We start from the raw sequence: 16,588 nt of genomic DNA, 5'->3' as shown, positions 1-16,588 counted from the left end.
GCCGGCCGGAAGGCGATCGGACCGGGCGGAACCCGATCGGACCGGCCGGAACGCGATCGGGCCAGGCGGAACCCACTCGGGCCGGGCGGAGGACGATCGGAGTCGTCTTCCGCCCGGCCCGCGCTCTGCGACCGGTGACTGATTTCTAGTTGTAACTGGTCAGGTCGGCGACCGTGCTGCTGGAGTTCACCGTGCCGCCGGTGCCGTTGATGATGTGGTCGATCGTTCCGGTGCCGCCGAGCGAGACGGTCACCATGTCATGCCACGCCACCCCGGACGAGCTCGGCGAGGTGAACGCGTTCGCGCTCTGCACGCTCGAGTTCGTGCTGAAGTAGCAGTAGCTGCCGAGTCCGTACGCCTGGAAGCTGGACACCGAGCTGTTGACGGCGATCGAGGGATAGCCGTCCGAGCCGCCGTCCATCCACGAGGACTGGTTCGGCACGTCGTACGGCATCTCGCTCTGGAAGAAGTAGTCCGCGCCGCCGTTGCCGTTCCACTGGACCTGCTCGCCCTGGTAGTGCTCGACCGCCAGGCCGTACATGGTCACGTTCGCGCCGTTGACGACCAGGCCGTTGGTGGCGGTGTTCGTCGTCCAGCCGACCGTGCCGCTGTTGCCGTGGTCCGCGCGCCAGAGCCACAGGTCGTCGCCGATCACGTTGCTGCTGTTGACCTGCAGCGTCTGCGTCGCCTTGCCGACCGTCGCGCCGCCGATCCGGGCGAACACGTCCGAGAGCACGGTCGGGTCGCCGGAGTGGCCGGCGCTGGAGCCCGACGGGCCGATCTGCACGAGCACCGAGGAGTTCGTGGTGCCCGCGTCGAAGATCAGGCCGGCGATGCGGATGCCGTTGACGTCCGCGGTCTCCAGGATCGGGTCGCCGCTGTTGGACACCAGCGTGGCCAGGCCGAGGCCGAGCACGACGGTGTCCGGGTTGGTGACGTCGATGGTGCCGTTGATCTGGTAGACGCCCGGGGTGAACAGCAGGTCCTTGCCGGAGGCCAGCGCCGCGTTGATCGTCGCGGCCGTGTCGCTCGGCGTGGCGATGTAGAAGTCGCCGATCGGCAGCGACGTGCCCGCCGTGTTGCCGCTCGCCCAGGACACGCCGCTCGAGCTCGTCCGGTTGGAGGGCACGAACACGTTCCAGTTCCCGGAGCTGTCGACGTACACGTACGGCTTCTCGTCGACGGTCGGGGTCTGGCCGACGGTCGTGTCCGGCGGGCTCGGGAACGACTGCGAGGGCGCGCCGCTGTCGCCGACGAACACCATGTTCCAGTTCGAGCCGGTCCAGCTGCCCATCTGGTCGTTGCGCATGATGAACTGCTGCTGCGACCCGGAGTTGACCTGGCCGGTGACGATCGAGTCGCTGATGAAGCCGCCGGAGGACCAGTTGCTCGTCGTGTTGCCCGAGGTGTCGTCGTCGAGGACCATGTTGCCCTCGATGTTCACCCGGCGCATCGGGTCGGCCTGGGAGACGGCCCACTCGGTCGAGCCGGAGGACGGGTCGTTGGTGATGTTCTCCACGCCGCGCCAGAAGTTCTCCGTCGCGTTCCCGTTGTTCCAGGAGGCGTCGGCGTAGATCCCGCCGCCGGTGATGACCGTCTGCGAGGGGTTCTGGCCGAGGCCGACGACCTCGGTGTAGAAGCCGACCGGGACGCTCACGTTGTAGGTCCCGGGCTCGAACATCAGCTCATAGCGCTGCGTGCCGAACTGGTTCGACTGCTGCTGGGCGTAGACGGCGTTGATGTCGTTCTGGATCGTGGTCGTCGACATCGAGGTGTTGAAGATGTAGACGTTCGAGCCCAGGCTCGGCGTGTTGCCGCTGGAGGCCTGCGGCAGCGTCCACTGCTGGTTCGAGGTGTCCGCGCACGACCAGATCTGCACCTGCGTGCCCGAGCCGCCGTAACCCGTGTCGTCCAGGCACTTGCCGGAGTTCGGGTTCAGCAGCTCACCGTTCGACTGCGGCTCCCACGTCTGCGCGGCGGTGCCGTTGCAGTCGTAGAGATCCACGGTCGTGCCATTCGCCGTGCCCGCGGCGTCGACGTCCAGGCACTTGCCGAGCACCTGCAGCGTGTTGTTCGACTCGACGGTCCAGCTCTGCGCGCTGGTGCCGTTGCAGGTGTAGACCTGGATCGGATTGAAGTTCGCCGTGCTGGCCGAGCGGTCGTCCAGGCACAGGCCCTGGTAACCGACGATCGGTCCGACGCCGCCGGAAGTGGCCGCCGAGGCGTGGTGGGCGACGGCGGTTCCGAAGCCGAAGACGAGGGCCACGGCCGCGACGACCGCGAGGAGCCGCTGCTTCATCTTGGTCATGGCAGGGTCCACTTCTGGTTCGAGGTGTCGGCGCACGACCAGATCTGCACCTGCGTGCCCGAGCCGCCGTAACCCGTGTCGTCCAGGCACTTGCCGGAGTTCGGGTTCAGCAGCTCACCGTTCGACTGCGGAACCCAGGTCTGCGCGGCGGTGCCGTTGCAGTCGTAGAGATCCACGGTCGTGCCATTCGCCGTGCCCGCGGCGTCGACATCCAGGCACTTGCCGAGCACCTGCAGCGTGTTGTTCGACTCGACGGTCCAGCTCTGCGCGTTCGTCCCGTTGCAGGTGTAGACCTGGATCGGATTGAAGTTCGCCGTGCTGGCCGAGCGGTCGTCCAGGCACAGGCCCTGGTAGCCGGTGATCGCGCCGGTCGCGGAGCCGCCGCCGTTGCTGCCGCCCGTGATCTGGTTGAAGATCGACGAGTACTGATAGCCGGTGCCCTTGTCGTAGCCGTCGATCTCCCAGAACGCGAGCTCGCCGACGCCGTTGGAGGCGGCGAAGCTCTCGAGCGACTGCGCGTTGGCGGTGGAGAAGACCGCTCCGTCGTCGTTGGTGCCGGCGATCGGGGTGAGGCCCATCATGGCGTACGCGGCCGAGGTGGATATGCCGTACAGGCCGGAGAGCTGGCTCGCGGTGGCCCTGGCGGCGGACTCGGCATCGCTGAGCACCGGCTGGCCGTCGTAGAAGTCCATGGTCATGATGTTGACCATGGTCACCTTCACGCCCTGGTTCTGCGCGTCTTGCAGGAGCGCGTACTCGGAGGCGTTGCCGGTCGGCAGGCCGCTCGGCGAGACGCCGAGGGTGAAGTCGACCTGCACGGACGGGTCCTCGGCCTGCAGCGCGGCGAGCGCCTGGTCCCGCCGCGTGGTGGCCGCGGTGTCGGACAGGACGCTGCCTTCGATGTCGAAGTCGAGGCGGGTGACGCCGTAGGTGTCCACAACATTCTTATATGCTGCGGTAAGGCTTGAAACACTGGTACACGTCTGCGCTATCTCGTTCGGCGTGCTGCCGTTCGGCTCGCCGCCGAAGGAGATGACGACGTTTCCGCCGTCGTTCTGGATTGCGCTCACCTGGGACGTGAACGCGTTCATCGCCTCGCCGCCGTCCTCCCATTCCGGCGTGCAGCCGGACTGCGGGGTGAGGAAGGCGAGGGTGTAGTACTTCAGGCCGGTCGCGGCGTAGTCGGAGGCCATGTCCCCGACATCCGAGCCGCTGACCTGCAGGTAAGGCGCGGCGTAGTGCGCCGGGAAGGCGGAGCCGGCGGCGGAGGCCGGGGCCGCGGCGACGAGCCCGAGACCGCCCGCGGCCAGCGCCGTGGCGGCGGCCAGCGGCAGCGCGCCGGCCATTCGGGGTCTGATCCTGATCTTCAGCATCGTGGTGGGTGATCCCTTCGCGTGCGACTGAAACAACATCGAAACAACCGCGGTGCCGATCACAGCAGTACACTCGCCACGCGTCAATGACCTGCCGGGAAACTGGTCCAGACCACGTGAGATCGTTATGGGGGTGCAATGAAACAAGAGTCTGTTTCAGGTGCAGGTTCCGGAATCGGGGATTCCGGAGGGCACGGCCGGCGCGTCACCGTGCGGGTGATAGCGGCGGAGAGCGGTCTGTCGATCGCGACCGTCTCCCGGGTGATCAACGGCGGCGAGAACGTCGCGGCCGACACGCGCGACCGGGTGCTCGAGGTCGTCGACCGGCCGCCGGTGTTCGTGCGCTGCCCGTACCTGCTGAACGACTACTTCGGGCACATCGTCACCTCGGTCGCCGAGACGCTCGCCGTGCACGGCCAGGAGATGCTGCTCAGCGCGGGCGACGGCGTGGCCCGCTCGATCGCCCTGCGCGAACTGCCGCAGCGGCGGGACGCGCGGGGCGCGGTGCTGATCCTGCCGCCGGAGCCGCGCGCGGATCTGGAGGCCCTGGCCGCGCGCAGCTACCCGCTCGTGGTGGTCGATCCGCGGATCGAGGTGCCGCGCGGCACGGTCTCGATCTCGGCGGCGCACTTCTCCGGTGCCCGCGCCGTCACCCGGCACCTGGTGGATCTGGGCCACCGGCGGATCGGCGTGATCACCGGGCCGCCGTACTGGCACACCCGCGACGACCGGGTCGGCGGCCACCTCGCGGCGCTCTCGGAGGTGGGCGTCCTCGGCGATCCGGAGCTGATGCGGCACGGCGAGCCCGCGACGAAGACCGGCGTGCGCGCGGGCGGCGAACTGCTGGACGAGAAGCCGCGTCCGACGGCGATCGTCTGCTTCAACGACAAGGTCGCGGTCGGCGTGCTGGAGGCGGCGAAGGCGCGCGGGCTGCGCGTGCCCGAGGACCTCTCGGTGGCAGGGTTCGACGACATCGACGTCAGCCGGGCCGCGACGCCGCGGCTGACGACCGTGCGCCAGCCCTTGCAGGAGATGGGCCGGACCGCTGTCACGATGCTGATGCGCCAGCTCGACGGGCACGCGCACGAGGCGCTGAGCATGGAGCTGGCGACGCAGCTGATCGTGCGGGAGAGCACCGGTCCGGCGCCCTCCCCCGACCGCTAGCTTCCGGGGCCGCCGGCTCCCGGCCCCGCTCAGCCCCAGTTGCCCGGGATCTGCCGGGTCGTCGCGTTGATCCGGTTGAACATGTTGGTCATCGCGATGGTCAGCACGATCCCGGCGAGCTGCTTATCGTCGAAGTGCCGGGCCGCCTCGTCCCAGACCGCGTCCGGGACCGGGTCCGGGCGGTCGGCGAGCCGGGTGGCGTGCTCGGCCAGGTCCAGCGCGGCCCGCTCGGCCCCGGTGAACAGCGGCGACTCGCGCCAGGCCGCGATCATCACGATCCGCTCGTCCGACTCGCCGGCCTTGCGCAGGCCCTGCAGGCCGTAGGCGACGCAGACCGTGCAGCCGTTGATCTGGCTGGACCGCATGTGCACGAGCTGCACGACCGACTCGGGCACGCCGGCGGTCGCCGCCTGCGCGTTGATCTCCTGGATCGGCTTCATCACGCCGGGCAGCAGCACCGCGGGGTTCTTCATCCGGGATTCCATGGCCGTCTTCCTTCCGTCCTCGCCGTCTCTCGGCGCTCACCCGGGATGACGGAGGCCGGGACGGAAGTGTGATGGGGAGATGTAGGGACAGCGCGATGGCGCGACGATCGGATGTGGCTACGATGTCCCCGGCCACGCAGAAGTCCGGTACCCGCGAGGGACTGGAACGGACCCGGGAGCGATCGATGTACCGCACCATGCTCAAATCGAAGATCCACCGTGCCACGGTGACGCACGCCGACCTGGACTACGTCGGTTCCGTGACCGTGGACCGCGACCTGATGGAGGCCGCCGACCTGCTGCCGGGCGAGCTCGTCGCGATCGTCGACGTGACCAACGGCGCCCGCCTGGAGACGTACGTCATCGAGGGCGAGCGCGGTTCCGGCGTCATCGGCATCAACGGGGCCGCCGCGCACCTCGTGCACCCGGGCGACATCGTGATCCTGATCAGCTACCTGCAGCTCGCCTACGGCCAGGAGCAGGGCTACGCGCCGCGCATCGTGCACGTGGACGCCTCGAACGGCATCGTCGAGCTCGGCTCCGACGCGTCCGAGCCGGTCCCCGGCGGCGGCCAGCTGCGCGCCCCGCTCTCGGTCTAGATTGCTGGAGCGGCGGGACGCCAGGGGGCTCGCGCGGCGCCCTCGGCTCCGCCGGCCTCTGCCGCGCCCCCACCGAAGAGCCCTGCGACGCCCCCGGTTCTGCGGTCGCGGTCGCAGCCGCTAGCCGGCGAAGGCCGGGGCCGGGAGGGTGAGCACGACGTACGGCGCGCCGAGGACGGGCTGCGAGACGTTGTAGACCGGGATGCCGCCGGGGGTGCGGCCGGCGTGCGTGCCGCGGTGGGCCATGGCGTGGATGGCCACGTCGGCGCCGGACGCGTCGATGCTGCTGCCGAGGATCTCGTTGCCCAGGTTGGCGCGCGTGGTCTCACGCTCGCCGTCGAGGGTGCCGGGGACCGGCGAGTAGTGCGTCAGCGCGACACGGAAGTCGGCACCCTGGAGCGCGAGGCCCGCGAGCGCCTTCGCGAAGCGCTCGGTGTGCGTCTGCTCGCGGTCGGCCTGGCGGTGTTCGCGGACCACGGACCACAGCTGGTAGTCGATGCCGAAGCCGCCCGCGAAGCCGGTGATCCCGGCGACGCCGACCCGCGTCCCGCGCACGTCCAGCAGCGCCGAGCTCGCGTCCAGGACCGTCCAGCCCAGCGAGGTGAGCGCGGAGCGGATCAGCGACTCCTGGTTGACCTCGTGGTCGCGCGCGCCGAGGACGGCGACGATCGGCACGCCGACGCCGTCGAGCTCGTCGGCGAGCGTCTCGGCCTCGGAGACCAGGCCCGAGGCGGTCAGGCCGCCCGCGAGCAGCAGGACGTCGGCGGAGTCGGCGACGGATGCGAACGCGGGGCCGAGCGAGTCGCGCTGCTCGACCGCCATGCGCAGGTCGCCTACCGCGGCGAGGCGGATCCGCCCCGCCCCTGCTTCCTCAGCGGGCTTCGGCACGTCTCGCAGGGTAGCACCGGTGAATCGGTGTTCGTATTCACCGGGCGATGATCCGGCGGCGTGTCATGCGGGCGGCAGCGGCGGCAGCTTCCGGGTTTCGAGCCAGCGTTCGAAGAAGGAGTCGGAGCGCGGCATCGCCGGGTTCCCGCTGGCGGTGACCAGCTTGACGAAGTCCTCCGTGCGCACGCCGCCGTGCCGGTTCGCGGCCGTCCAGTCGCGCAGTATGCCCAGGAACGCCACGTCGCCCACGGTCAGCCGCAGGGCGTGCAAGGTCAGCGCGCCGCGCTTGTAGACCCGGTCGTCGAACATGTGCTGGGGGGTCGGGTCCGCGAGCACGAGGTCCTGCGGGCGCTTCGCCAGCCGCTGGTGCCAGCGGCGGGCGTGTTCGTCGGCCGAGCGCTGGCCGGAGGCCTCCGACCAGAGCCATTCCGCGTACGCGGCGAAGCCCTCGTGCAGCCAGATGTCGCGCCAGTCCACGACCGTCAGGCTGTTGCCGAACCACTGGTGGGACAGCTCGTGCGCGATCAGCCGCTCGTTCTCCCAGCCGGCCGCCAGGTGGTTCACGCCGAAGATCGACATGCCCTGGGCCTCGATCGGGATCTCCAGGTCGTCGTCCGCGATCACGGCGGTGTACCCGCCCGCGAACGGATACGGGCCGAAGAACTTCTCGAAGACCTCGATCATCCGCGGCTGGGCGGCGAAGGCCGTCTTCGCGCGGCTGACGAAGCGCGGCGGCACGACGACGTTCTGCCGCACGCCGCGGTTGGAGAGCTCGATGCTGCGGTACTTGCCGACCTGCACGCTCGCCAGATACGTCGCCATCGGCTCGTCCTGCCGGTAGGTCCAGGTCGTCTGCGCGCCGCCGGTCCTGCGGCTGACCTGCACGCCGTTGGCCGCGACGTGGTACGCCGACTCGGCCGTCACGGTGATCGTGTACGAGGCCTTGCGGTCCGGCCGGTCGTCGCACGGGAACCAGGAGGGCGCGCCGATCGGCTGGCTGGCCACCAGCGCGCCGTCGGTCAGCTGCTCCCAGCCGAGGCCGCCGAACTGGCTGCTCATCAGTTTCGGCGCGCCGGTGTAGCGGATCTCCACCTTGAACGCCTGGCCGGCGGCCAGCGGCTCGGCCGGGATGACCCGCAGCTTGTCGGCCCGGCGGGAGTGCCGGGCCCGCACGACCCGGTGGCCGGCTTCTATCGCGACCCGGTCCACGCGCATCGCCTGCGACAGGTCGAGCGTGAACTCGTCCAGCGGCCCCGGTCCGGTGGCCGTCGCCGTGAGCACCGCACCGCCGTCGAGACGGTTCGTGGCCACCCGGTAGACGAGGCCCAATTCGTAGTTCGTGATCCGATAGCCCTCGTTGCCGCGCTGCGGGAAGTAGGGCTCAGACATCGGCACCGGTCTCTTCGTCGACGGCTTCGTGCCAGGGGGCGATCGGGTTGCCGGCCCAGCGGGTGCGCGGCGGCACGTCCTCGCCGCGCATCACGAGCGAGGCCGGGCCGACGGTCGCGCACTCGCCGATGCTCGCGGCGGGCAGGATCACGCACTGCGGGCCGAGCGTGGCACCGGCGTGCAGGGTGACGAGGTCCATGCTCATCACGCGGTCGTGGAACAGGTGGGTCTGCACGACGCAGCCGCGGTTCACGGTCGCGCCGTCCTCGAGCACGATCAGGTCGGCCTCGGGCAGCCAGTACGTCTCGCACCACACGCCGCGGCCGATCTTCGAGCCGAGCGAGCGCAGCCAGAGGTTGAGCGGCGCGGTGCCGAGCCAGGGCTCCGCGAACCACGGCGCCGCGATCAGCTCGATGAAGTTGTCGGCGAGCTCGTTGCGCCAGACGAACGAACTCCACAGCGGCTGGTCCTCGACCCTGATCCGGCCCACCAGCGCCCACTTGGCGGCCGTGGCCAGCGCCGCGCCGAGCACCCCGACGCCGAGGAAGACCGGCCCGGCGAGCAGCGTCGCGGCCACCAGCCCCGCGCTCGCGGCGATCTCGACCTCGATCGCGGCGGCGAGCAGCGCCAGGATTCCGGTGCAGGCGGCCGGGACGATGCGGCACAGCTCGACGGCGGCGCGCATCGCCTTGAGCTTGCGCGGCGGGTCGTAGGTCAGCGAGCTGTCGGTGTCCTGGCTCGCGCGGCGCAGCCGTTCGGGCGGCATGCCCAGGTAGGACTTGCCGCGCTTGGCCTTGAGCGGCGCGGCGGAGAGCACCCCGACGAGGCTGCCCTTCGGCAGCTTGCGGCCGGGGCCGACCATGCCGGAGTTGCCGACGAACACGCGCTTGCCGATGCGGACCGCGCCGACGCTGAGGCGCCCGTCGGACAGCTCGTAGGGCGCGATCATCGTGTCGTCGGCGAGGAACGCGCCGTTGTCGACGGTCGTCATCGCGGGCACGGCCAGCACCGTGGACAGCTCCACGTCGCGGCCGACCTTCATGCCGAGCAGCCGCAGCCAGGTCGGCGTGGCGATGGAGGCGTAGAGCGGGTAGAGCCAGACGCGGGCCATGCCCATCAGCTGCGTGGTCGTCCACACGCGCCACGCGGCGGGGCTGTGCAGCGGGTACTCGCCCGCGCGCATCCCGATGCTGAGCGCCCTGACCCCGGCCAGCACGAGCAGCCCGAAGGAGAGGAAGAACACCAGCACCGCCGGGAGCATGCCGGGCAGCGAGTCGCCGAGCGCGGCCCACGCGCCGCCGCTGCCGCCGGTGAACGCCCCGAGCACGAAGAGCGCCGGGATCGCGGCCGCGATCGGGAGCAGGCTCAGCACGGTCGCGGTGGCGCCGTAGTAGATCGTCCAGTGCCGCGTGTACGGCGCGCGCACGGCCTCGCGCTCGCTCTTGCTGAGCTTGCCGACGCGCCTGGCCGGGGAGCCGGCCCAGTGCTCGCGCGCGGGCACCGCGTCGGCGACGGACGAGCCGGGGGCGATGCGCGCGTGCTCGCCGATGCGGGCGCCGGGCAGCAGCGTCGACCGGGCGCCGACCGAGGCGTTCGCGTCGACGCGGATCTCGCCGACGTGCACGATGCCGCCGTCGATCCAGTGGCCGGACAGGTCCACCTCGGGCTCGATCGCCGCGCCTTCAGCCAAACGGAGCATTCCGGTGACCGGCGGCGGCGAGTGCAGCACCGCGTCCTTGTGGATGCGGGCGCCGAGGGCGCGGGCGTACAGCGGTATCCACGGCCCGCTCACGGTGCTCACGACGGCCGTGCGCAGGGAGAGCTGTTCGGCCGCCCACAGCCGCAGATGCGTGCGTCCGCCGCGCGGGTGCCTGCCCGGCTCCAGGCCGCGCAGCAGAGCGCGGGTGCCGAGTGCGGTGACGGCGATTCGCCCGGGCGGAGTGACGAAGAGCAGGAATCCGGCGACGACCCACGCCCACGGCACGTGCGGCGCCCACGCGGGCGCGGCGATGTTCACGACGGCGGCCAGCGCGGTCAGCCAGCGCAGCGAGCCGACGATGCTCAGCGGGATCATCGCGGCGGCCTGCGCGAGCTGGAAGGAGCGCGGGACCGGTGTGACGACGACGTCGTTCTGCGGCTGGGCCGCCTGCGCCGAGGTGGACGGCGCCAGCTCGGCCAGCCGTGCGGACAGTGCGCCGAACGAGGGGTTGTCGTAGACGTCGCGCACGGTCACGGTCGGGTGGTGCGCGCGCAGCACGGAGACGAAGCGCGCGGCTGCGAGGCTGCCGCCGCCCGCGTCGAAGAAGTCGGCCTCGAACGTCGCCGGGCGCTCGCCGAGGACGGCGGCCCACTGGCCGGCCAGCTCCTCCTGAAGCGGCGTGAATTCCTCGACGTCGGCGGCCTCCGGGTCCGCGCCCGGGTCCGGCAGCGGCCAGGGCAGCGCGTTGCGGTCGACCTTGCCGGAGGTGCGCGTGGGCAGCGAGTCGACGACCGCGATCCGCGGCACGAGCGCGGCCGGCAGCTTCGCGGTCAGCAGGGCGCGCGCCTCGGCGGCGTCGAACGGGATCGGTCCGAGCTGCGCGTTCTCGTTGAGCGAGTCCGGAACCGGCTCACTCGGCACGACGTACCCGATCAGCACCTGCGCGCCGGCCGGGCCCTTGACGGCGGCCGCGGCGGCCGCGACCCCCGGCAGGGCCTGGAGCGCGGAGTCGATCTCGCCGAGCTCGATGCGCCGCCCGCCGAGCTTGATCTGCTCGTCGGCGCGGCCGAGGAAGACCAGCCCCTCCGGGTCGGCCCGCACGAGGTCGCCGCTGCGGTAGGCGCGCTCCCAGCCGGCCGAGGGCAGCGGCGCGTACTTCGCCGCGTCCTTCTCGGGGTCCAGGTAGCGGGCCATGCCGACGCCGGCGATCACCAGCTCGCCGGACTCGCCCGACGCCACCGGCCGCCCGTCCTTGTCGACGACGGCGAGCTCCCAGCCGTCCAGCGGCAGGCCGATGCGCACGGGCCCCTCGCCGGTCAGCGGCGCGGCGGTCGCCACGACGGTGGCCTCGGTCGGGCCGTACGTGTTCCACACCTCGCGCCCGTCCACGGCCAGCCGCTCGGCCAGCTCGGGCGGGCAGGCCTCGCCGCCGAAGATCAGCAGCCTGACGTTGTCCAGCGCCTCGGACGGCCAGAGCGAGGCGAGCGTCGGAACGGTCGAGACCGCGGTGACCCCGTGCTCGACGAGCCACGGCCCGAGGTCCACCCCGCTGCGCACCAGCGAGCGCGGCGCCGGCACCAGGCAGGCGCCGTGCCGCCAGGCGAGCCACATCTCCTCGCACGAGGCGTCGAACGCCACCGAAAGACCCGCGAGCACCCGGTCGCCGGGACCGAGCGGCGCGTTCCGCAGGAAGATCCGCGCCTCGGCGTCCACGAACGCCGCCGCGCTGCGATGCGTGACCGCCACGCCCTTGGGCGTCCCGGTGGACCCCGAGGTGAAGATGATCCACGCGTCGTCGCCCGGCTCCGGCTCGGCCGCGGCCGCCGTCGGGGTCTCGACGTCGCGCACGTCGATACTCAGCCCCTCGCCGATCACCGCGCGCACCCGCGCCTCGCCGAACACGAGCAGGGCGCGCTCCTCCGGATCGTCCACGTCGACCGGCACGTAGGCGGCGCCGGCGGCCAGGATGGCCAGGATGGCGACGTAGAGGTCCGTGCTCCCCGACGGGATGCGCACGCCGACGCGGTCCCCGCGGCCCACTCCGGCGGCGGCGAAGCGCTCGGCCAGATCGGCGACCTCGGCGCGCAGCGTCGTGTAATCCAGTCGGCGGACACCGTCGTCCAGGGCGAAGGCCCGGGGGTGCCGCTCGACGGTCGCGTCGAGGATCGACAGCAGCGTACGGGCGGGTGGCGCGACGGTGGCGGAGCCGTACCGCGCGGCGCCGGCGAGCAGCTGATCTGGCATGGGTGTTGACTTGATCCTTAGCGGTCGGCGACGGCGAAATGCGTCTGGAGCACCGTTCAGCGTAACAGACGTGTGCCGTTACGGCCGATTCGCTGCTATATGTTTTGATATTCACCACGATGCGTACAGCCGGGAGCAATCTGCGGCAGAGACGGCTTGACCAGCGAGGAAAGGGGCCGCTTGGGTATGGACGAGGAACGAGCTCGACTGGATCCGCGCAAGGTGCTCTACCCGCTGGTGGATCTGGAGACGATCGACGGCCATCTGAGCGACTGGGTGCGCGAGTACCGGACGCACGCGGACCTGCATGTGGAGTATCCCGACGGCTTCGACCCGATCCTGATCCGCCCGGACGGCCGCGAGGTGGACACCTGGCGGCAGGACTACCCGTACGACAGCCTGCTGCGCCGCCACGAGTACGACCCGACCAAGCGCGCCCTGCAGATCGAGCTGCTGAAGCTGCAGGCCTGGGCCAAGAGCACCGGCGCACGCCTGGTGGTGATCTTCGAGGGCAGAGACGCCGCGGGCAAGGGCAGCTCCATCAAGCGCTTCATCCAGCACCTGAACCCGCGCGAGATCCGCGTCGTCGCGCTGAACAAGCCGAACCGGCAGGAGCGCACGTCCTGGTACTTCCAGCGCTATGTCGCGCACCTGCCCTCGGCCGGCGAGATCGTGCTGTTCGACCGCTCCTGGTACAACCGGGCGACGGTCGAGCCGGTGATGGGCTACTGCACCGACGAGGAGTACGAACTCTTCCTCAAGCAGGCCCCGATGTTCGAGCACATGCTCGTCGACGACGGCATCATCCTGGTGAAGTTCTGGTTCTCCGTCTCCCGCGCCGAGCAGCTGACCAGGTTCGTCATCCGCGACGTCGACCCGGTCCGCCGCTGGAAGCTCAGCCCGCACGACCTCGCCTCGCTCGACCGCTGGGACGCGTACACCAAGGCCAAGGAGGCCATGTTCGCCGCCACGCACACCCCGTGGGCGCCGTGGACGGTCGTGAACGGCAACGGCAAGCGCCTGGCCCGCATCGAGGCGATGCGCTTCGTGCTCTCGCAGGTCCCCTACGACAACAAGAACGAAGAGCTGGTCGGGCGGCCCGACCCGCTCATCGTCGGGCCGCCGTTCCTCTCCTCCACGCGCACGATCCCCGATCGGTGATGAGCCCAGTTATTCAGTCACGTATTCCCGCCGATCAGCACCCGTTCAGACCGGCCCAGTCGTACACGGTGTCCTCCGCCGTGTACGAGCTGTCCGCGCCGTTGAAATAGAACGTGCGATTCGCCCGATCGGCGCAACTCGCGGCCTCTTCGACATTCGACCAGGTGCCGTTGAGATCGAACTTGTACTCCAGTGTCGTCCCCGACACGGCATGCACGACGGCCTGCCACTCGTCCGTGCCGATCCTCGTCATCGGGTGCAGCCCCGGCTCCCAGTCCGTTCCCGACGAGATACCGGTGCCCAGCGCGGAGAAGTCACCCGCGATGTAGACCGTGTCGCCGCCGGGGGTCGAGGAGGGCACCGTCACGTCGATGACGGCCGTCGCGTTCCCGATCACCGAGTCCGCGTCGATCGCCACCGAGCCGCCGGCCGGCACCGTCACCGTGGCCTGCCCGTCGGCCACGACGATCCCGCTGCCGCTGCACGATCCGTCGCTGTAGGTGTCCGCGATGATGTCGCAGTAGGAGCCGTCCGGCAGCCCGGTCGTGAACGTAGCCGTCTCCGCGGAACTCCCGTTGTTGATCGCGATCCACGCGGCGCTACCGCGCGAGAAGGCGATCAGGTCGTTCCCGTCCGTGGTCCAGTTCGAGACCGGCCCGCCGTCCGTCAGCGCCAGGTCGTGCCAGCCGACCATCGCGTCGACCGCCGCGTTCCGCTCGGTGCACTCCCACGCCCCGGTCCCGCACACCGTGTCCGTGACGTCGCCGTTCGACGCGTCTGGAGGGCCCTGGTCGTAGCTGCCGTACTCGAAGCTCGAGAAGATCTGCGGCGAGCCGTACCCGTACGCGAGCAGGAACTCGTCGGCCAGCACGTACTCGGAGCCGTTCGCATAGGAAAGGCTCGGACTGCTTGCGCGCTCTGTGTCCTGGTTGGTCACGAACGTCGAAGCGTACGAGCTCGGCAAGGTCGGCGAATAGCCGGAGAGCGCCGCGAGATCGCCGTTCTTGAAGTCGTCGGTGATCGCGTACGTGTAGTCGATCGCCGTCACCGACCCCTCGCCCTCGAACGACGTCGGATTCAGCCGCGAATCCTGTCCGCTGGAGCCCGGATAGACCTCCTGCGTGATCGACACCGCGGAGCCTGTGGTCGTGTCCTTCTCCAGCAGCGCCTCGATCGCCGCGATGTCCGTCTCGCCGATCTCGGTCGCCGAGTCGAGCCGGAAGCCGTCGACCCCCATCGAGATCATGCCGTTCAGATACGCCGCCTCCGCGGACCGCACCGCGGTCGTGTCCGTCGCCAAGTCGGGCAGCCCGGAGAGGCGGCACTGCGTGACCTCGGTGTAGCTCAGCCAGTTGACGATGCTGTCGCTCGACTCCGGGCAGTTCACCGGATAGCCGTGGAAATCGGCGGAGCTGAAGTTCGGGTACGTCAGCGTCCCCGAATCGAAGCTCTGCCCGTCGTAACTGGTGTCCGACCCCCCGGTCCCGGCCGCCATGTGGTTCAGCACGGCGTCCACGTACACCTTCACCCCGGCGGCGTGGCAGGCGTTGATCATGCTCTCGAACTGCGCCTCGGTCCCGAGACGCCCCCCGACGGTGTAATCCACAGGCTGATACACGTCCCACCAGTCGTGCGACGCCTGGTCGTACGAGTCCTCCGGCGGCGCGACCTGCACAGCCGCGAACCCGTCCGGTCCGAGCACGTTCGTGCAGTCGGTGGCGATGGAGTTGAAGTCGTACTCGAATAAGTTGGCCGTGACATCTTTGGAGAGGGTGGACGCATGGGCCTGGCCCGGGTGCAGGACGGCCGGCGCGAACACGGCGGAGGCGGTGAGCGTGGTGGCGAGTAGGGGTGTGAGCAGCGCGGAGATCCCGGGTCGACGCCGTTGACGACCGGAACGGGACATGACGGTCCCTCCAGACAGCGTGTGGGTTATGGTTGATCAGAAAACAAAATCCCGATCTGCCGTGAACATAACCGACAACCCCCAAGACCGCCATCCCCACAAGGAAATTTCGTTCACCCCGCGAACGAAGGGGCTCGGCGCCTCGGCGCCACTCCGAGCCGTCCGGAACGCGCCGGAATCCTGATGCAACCTGAAGCAGCTCTACCCATATATACATAGACGAATAAGGCACGACCGCGTCCGGACGTGATACAGATGGGGCTTGAGAGTTGTCCGGTGCGGCCGATTCCGGCGACGGCGGGCCCGCTACCCGTGTCCGTATGCTGAGCGGTTCGTTCGACAGCTCGATGAGCGGGCCGTATCGTGGCCCCCCGAAAGTGATCGGTGATCACCAGGAACGGCAGGAGCCGGAGGATCGATGCGGCTGCTACGCGGCAAGGGCCGGCCAACGCAGGCTCCTGACACGGAGTCGCCGCACGCCGAGGCCGTCGTTCCGCCACCGCCCGCCGCGCCGCCGCCCGAGACGCTGGTCTACGAGCTGCTCGCGAACGTCGCACTGCGCGACCTGACGGTCATCGAGCGCGTGCTGTCCGTCATATCGGACGTCGAGCGCGGCGAGCAGGACCCGGAGCGGCTCGCGCTCTACTACGCGCTCGACCACGACGTCACCCGGCTGCGCCGCAGCGCCGAGAACGCGCTGGTGCTCGCCGGCGCGCAGGCGCCGATGGGGCACACCGAGCCGATGAGCCTGCTGGACGTCGCCCGCGCGGCGGCGTCCGAATCGGCGGACTACACGCGCGTCACGGTCGGCGCGCTGCCGGGCTACGCGGTCGGCCCCGCCGTCGCCGACGACCTCGCGCACGCGCTCGCCGAGCTGATGGACAACGCGCTCGACGTCTCGCCGGGGCGCACGAGGGTCACCGTCTCCGGAGCCCCGGCCAGCGGCGGCGTGCTGCTGGCCGTGGAGGACGAGGGCATCGGCATCCCGCCGGAGATGATGACCGACCTCAACCACCGGCTGACCGGACCGCTGCAGCTCGACGCCCCGGCCACGCGGCAGATGGGCCTGTTCGTCGTCGCGCACCTCGCCCGCCGGCACGGCATCTACGTCCAGCTGCAGACGCGGCGGCAGCTCGGCACCACGGCCGTCGCGTTCCTGCCGAGCCGGCTGCTGCTCGACCCGAACGCGTTCGCGGTCCCCGGCACCCGGTACCCGGGCGGATCGGCGCAATCGAGCCCGCAGCCGGTCCCGCGGCAGCCCGAACCGTCCCAGCCCCCCGTCCGGCGGCAGCCCGAACCGTCCCAGCCGTCGGGCCGGCGGCAGCCCGAACCGTCCCAACCGCAGGCCTTGCGGCTGTCTCTATACACATCT

11 protein-coding genes are annotated in these 16,588 nt (G+C 70.5%); 4 read left to right on the top strand and 7 right to left on the bottom strand.

What is annotated here, in order from left to right:
- Positions 1–145: 145 nt before the first annotated feature.
- Positions 146–2,308 (bottom strand): pectate lyase-like domain-containing protein, encoded by a 2,163-nt coding sequence (locus KDK95_RS29905; protein ID WP_212521680.1) that lies wholly within the window; start codon positions 2,306–2,308, stop codon positions 146–148.
- Positions 2,305–3,681, bottom strand: a complete 1,377-nt coding sequence (locus KDK95_RS29900; RefSeq protein ID WP_212521679.1) for a ricin-type beta-trefoil lectin domain protein — start codon at positions 3,679–3,681, stop codon at positions 2,305–2,307. Before KDK95_RS29900 ends, KDK95_RS29905 begins: the two co-directional genes overlap by 4 nt.
- Positions 3,682–3,891: 210 nt before the next feature.
- Here KDK95_RS29900 and KDK95_RS29895 point away from each other — a divergent pair, with 210 nt between their 5' ends.
- Complete coding sequence (locus KDK95_RS29895; RefSeq protein WP_307844782.1) at positions 3,892–4,845, top strand: LacI family DNA-binding transcriptional regulator; 954 nt, start codon at positions 3,892–3,894, stop codon at positions 4,843–4,845.
- A 29-nt stretch (positions 4,846–4,874) separates the two neighbouring features.
- On the opposite strand, the gene KDK95_RS29890 is transcribed toward KDK95_RS29895, so the two are convergent.
- Positions 4,875–5,330: a carboxymuconolactone decarboxylase family protein gene (locus tag KDK95_RS29890; protein ID WP_212521677.1), complete on the bottom strand. Its 456-nt coding sequence runs from the start codon at positions 5,328–5,330 to the stop codon at positions 4,875–4,877.
- A gap of 185 nt (positions 5,331–5,515) precedes the next feature.
- On the opposite strand from KDK95_RS29890, the gene panD reads away from it, so the two are divergent.
- Positions 5,516–5,929 carry an aspartate 1-decarboxylase gene (gene panD, locus KDK95_RS29885; protein ID WP_212521676.1) on the top strand — a complete coding sequence of 138 codons (414 nt, stop codon included), beginning with the start codon at positions 5,516–5,518 and terminating at the stop codon, positions 5,927–5,929.
- Positions 5,930–6,049: 120 nt separating this feature from the next.
- Here panD and KDK95_RS29880 read toward each other — a convergent pair whose 3' ends face one another.
- From KDK95_RS29880 to KDK95_RS29870, 3 genes are all read right to left on the bottom strand, one after another.
- Positions 6,050–6,817 carry a metallophosphoesterase family protein gene (locus KDK95_RS29880; protein WP_212521675.1) on the bottom strand — a complete coding sequence of 256 codons (768 nt, stop codon included), beginning with the start codon at positions 6,815–6,817 and terminating at the stop codon, positions 6,050–6,052.
- Between the two features lie 63 nt (positions 6,818–6,880).
- Positions 6,881–8,206, bottom strand: coding sequence for a M1 family metallopeptidase (locus tag KDK95_RS29875; protein ID WP_212521674.1), 1,326 nt, complete (start codon positions 8,204–8,206; stop codon positions 6,881–6,883).
- Complete coding sequence (locus tag KDK95_RS29870) at positions 8,199–12,149, bottom strand: Pls/PosA family non-ribosomal peptide synthetase (protein WP_212521673.1); 3,951 nt, start codon at positions 12,147–12,149, stop codon at positions 8,199–8,201. Before KDK95_RS29870 ends, KDK95_RS29875 begins: the two co-directional genes overlap by 8 nt.
- Before the next feature lie 186 nt (positions 12,150–12,335).
- On the opposite strand from KDK95_RS29870, the gene ppk2 reads away from it, so the two are divergent.
- A complete protein-coding gene (gene ppk2, locus KDK95_RS29865; protein ID WP_212521672.1) occupies positions 12,336–13,310 on the top strand; it encodes a polyphosphate kinase 2 in 975 nt (324 codons plus the stop codon).
- 34 nt (positions 13,311–13,344) lie between these two features.
- On the opposite strand, the gene KDK95_RS29860 is transcribed toward ppk2, so the two are convergent.
- Complete coding sequence (locus KDK95_RS29860; protein WP_212521671.1) at positions 13,345–15,216, bottom strand: alpha amylase C-terminal domain-containing protein; 1,872 nt, start codon at positions 15,214–15,216, stop codon at positions 13,345–13,347.
- A gap of 418 nt (positions 15,217–15,634) precedes the next feature.
- On the opposite strand from KDK95_RS29860, the gene KDK95_RS29855 reads away from it, so the two are divergent.
- Positions 15,635–16,588, top strand: a 954-nt coding sequence (locus KDK95_RS29855) for a sensor histidine kinase (protein WP_249162112.1), incomplete at its 3' end; no start/stop codon positions are given.

The sequence above is a fragment of the Actinospica acidithermotolerans genome (assembly GCF_018139625.1).
GTDB classification, from domain to species: Bacteria; Actinomycetota; Actinomycetes; order Streptomycetales; family Catenulisporaceae; genus Actinospica; species Actinospica acidithermotolerans.
This window is presented reverse-complemented; position numbering and strand designations above follow the sequence as displayed.

Coding starts and splice junctions, on each gene's coding strand:
- ppk2 (WP_212521672.1), top strand. CDS start 12,336: ATGGACGAGGAACGAGCTCGACTGGATCCGCGCAAGGTGCTCTACCCG.
- KDK95_RS29860 (WP_212521671.1), bottom strand. CDS start 15,216: ATGTCCCGTTCCGGTCGTCAACGGCGTCGACCCGGGATCTCCGCGCTG.
- panD (WP_212521676.1), top strand. CDS start 5,516: ATGTACCGCACCATGCTCAAATCGAAGATCCACCGTGCCACGGTGACG.
- KDK95_RS29890 (WP_212521677.1), bottom strand. CDS start 5,330: ATGGAATCCCGGATGAAGAACCCCGCGGTGCTGCTGCCCGGCGTGATG.
- KDK95_RS29900 (WP_212521679.1), bottom strand. CDS start 3,681: ATGCTGAAGATCAGGATCAGACCCCGAATGGCCGGCGCGCTGCCGCTG.
- KDK95_RS29905 (WP_212521680.1), bottom strand. CDS start 2,308: ATGACCAAGATGAAGCAGCGGCTCCTCGCGGTCGTCGCGGCCGTGGCC.
- KDK95_RS29875 (WP_212521674.1), bottom strand. CDS start 8,206: ATGTCTGAGCCCTACTTCCCGCAGCGCGGCAACGAGGGCTATCGGATC.
- KDK95_RS29870 (WP_212521673.1), bottom strand. CDS start 12,149: ATGCCAGATCAGCTGCTCGCCGGCGCCGCGCGGTACGGCTCCGCCACC.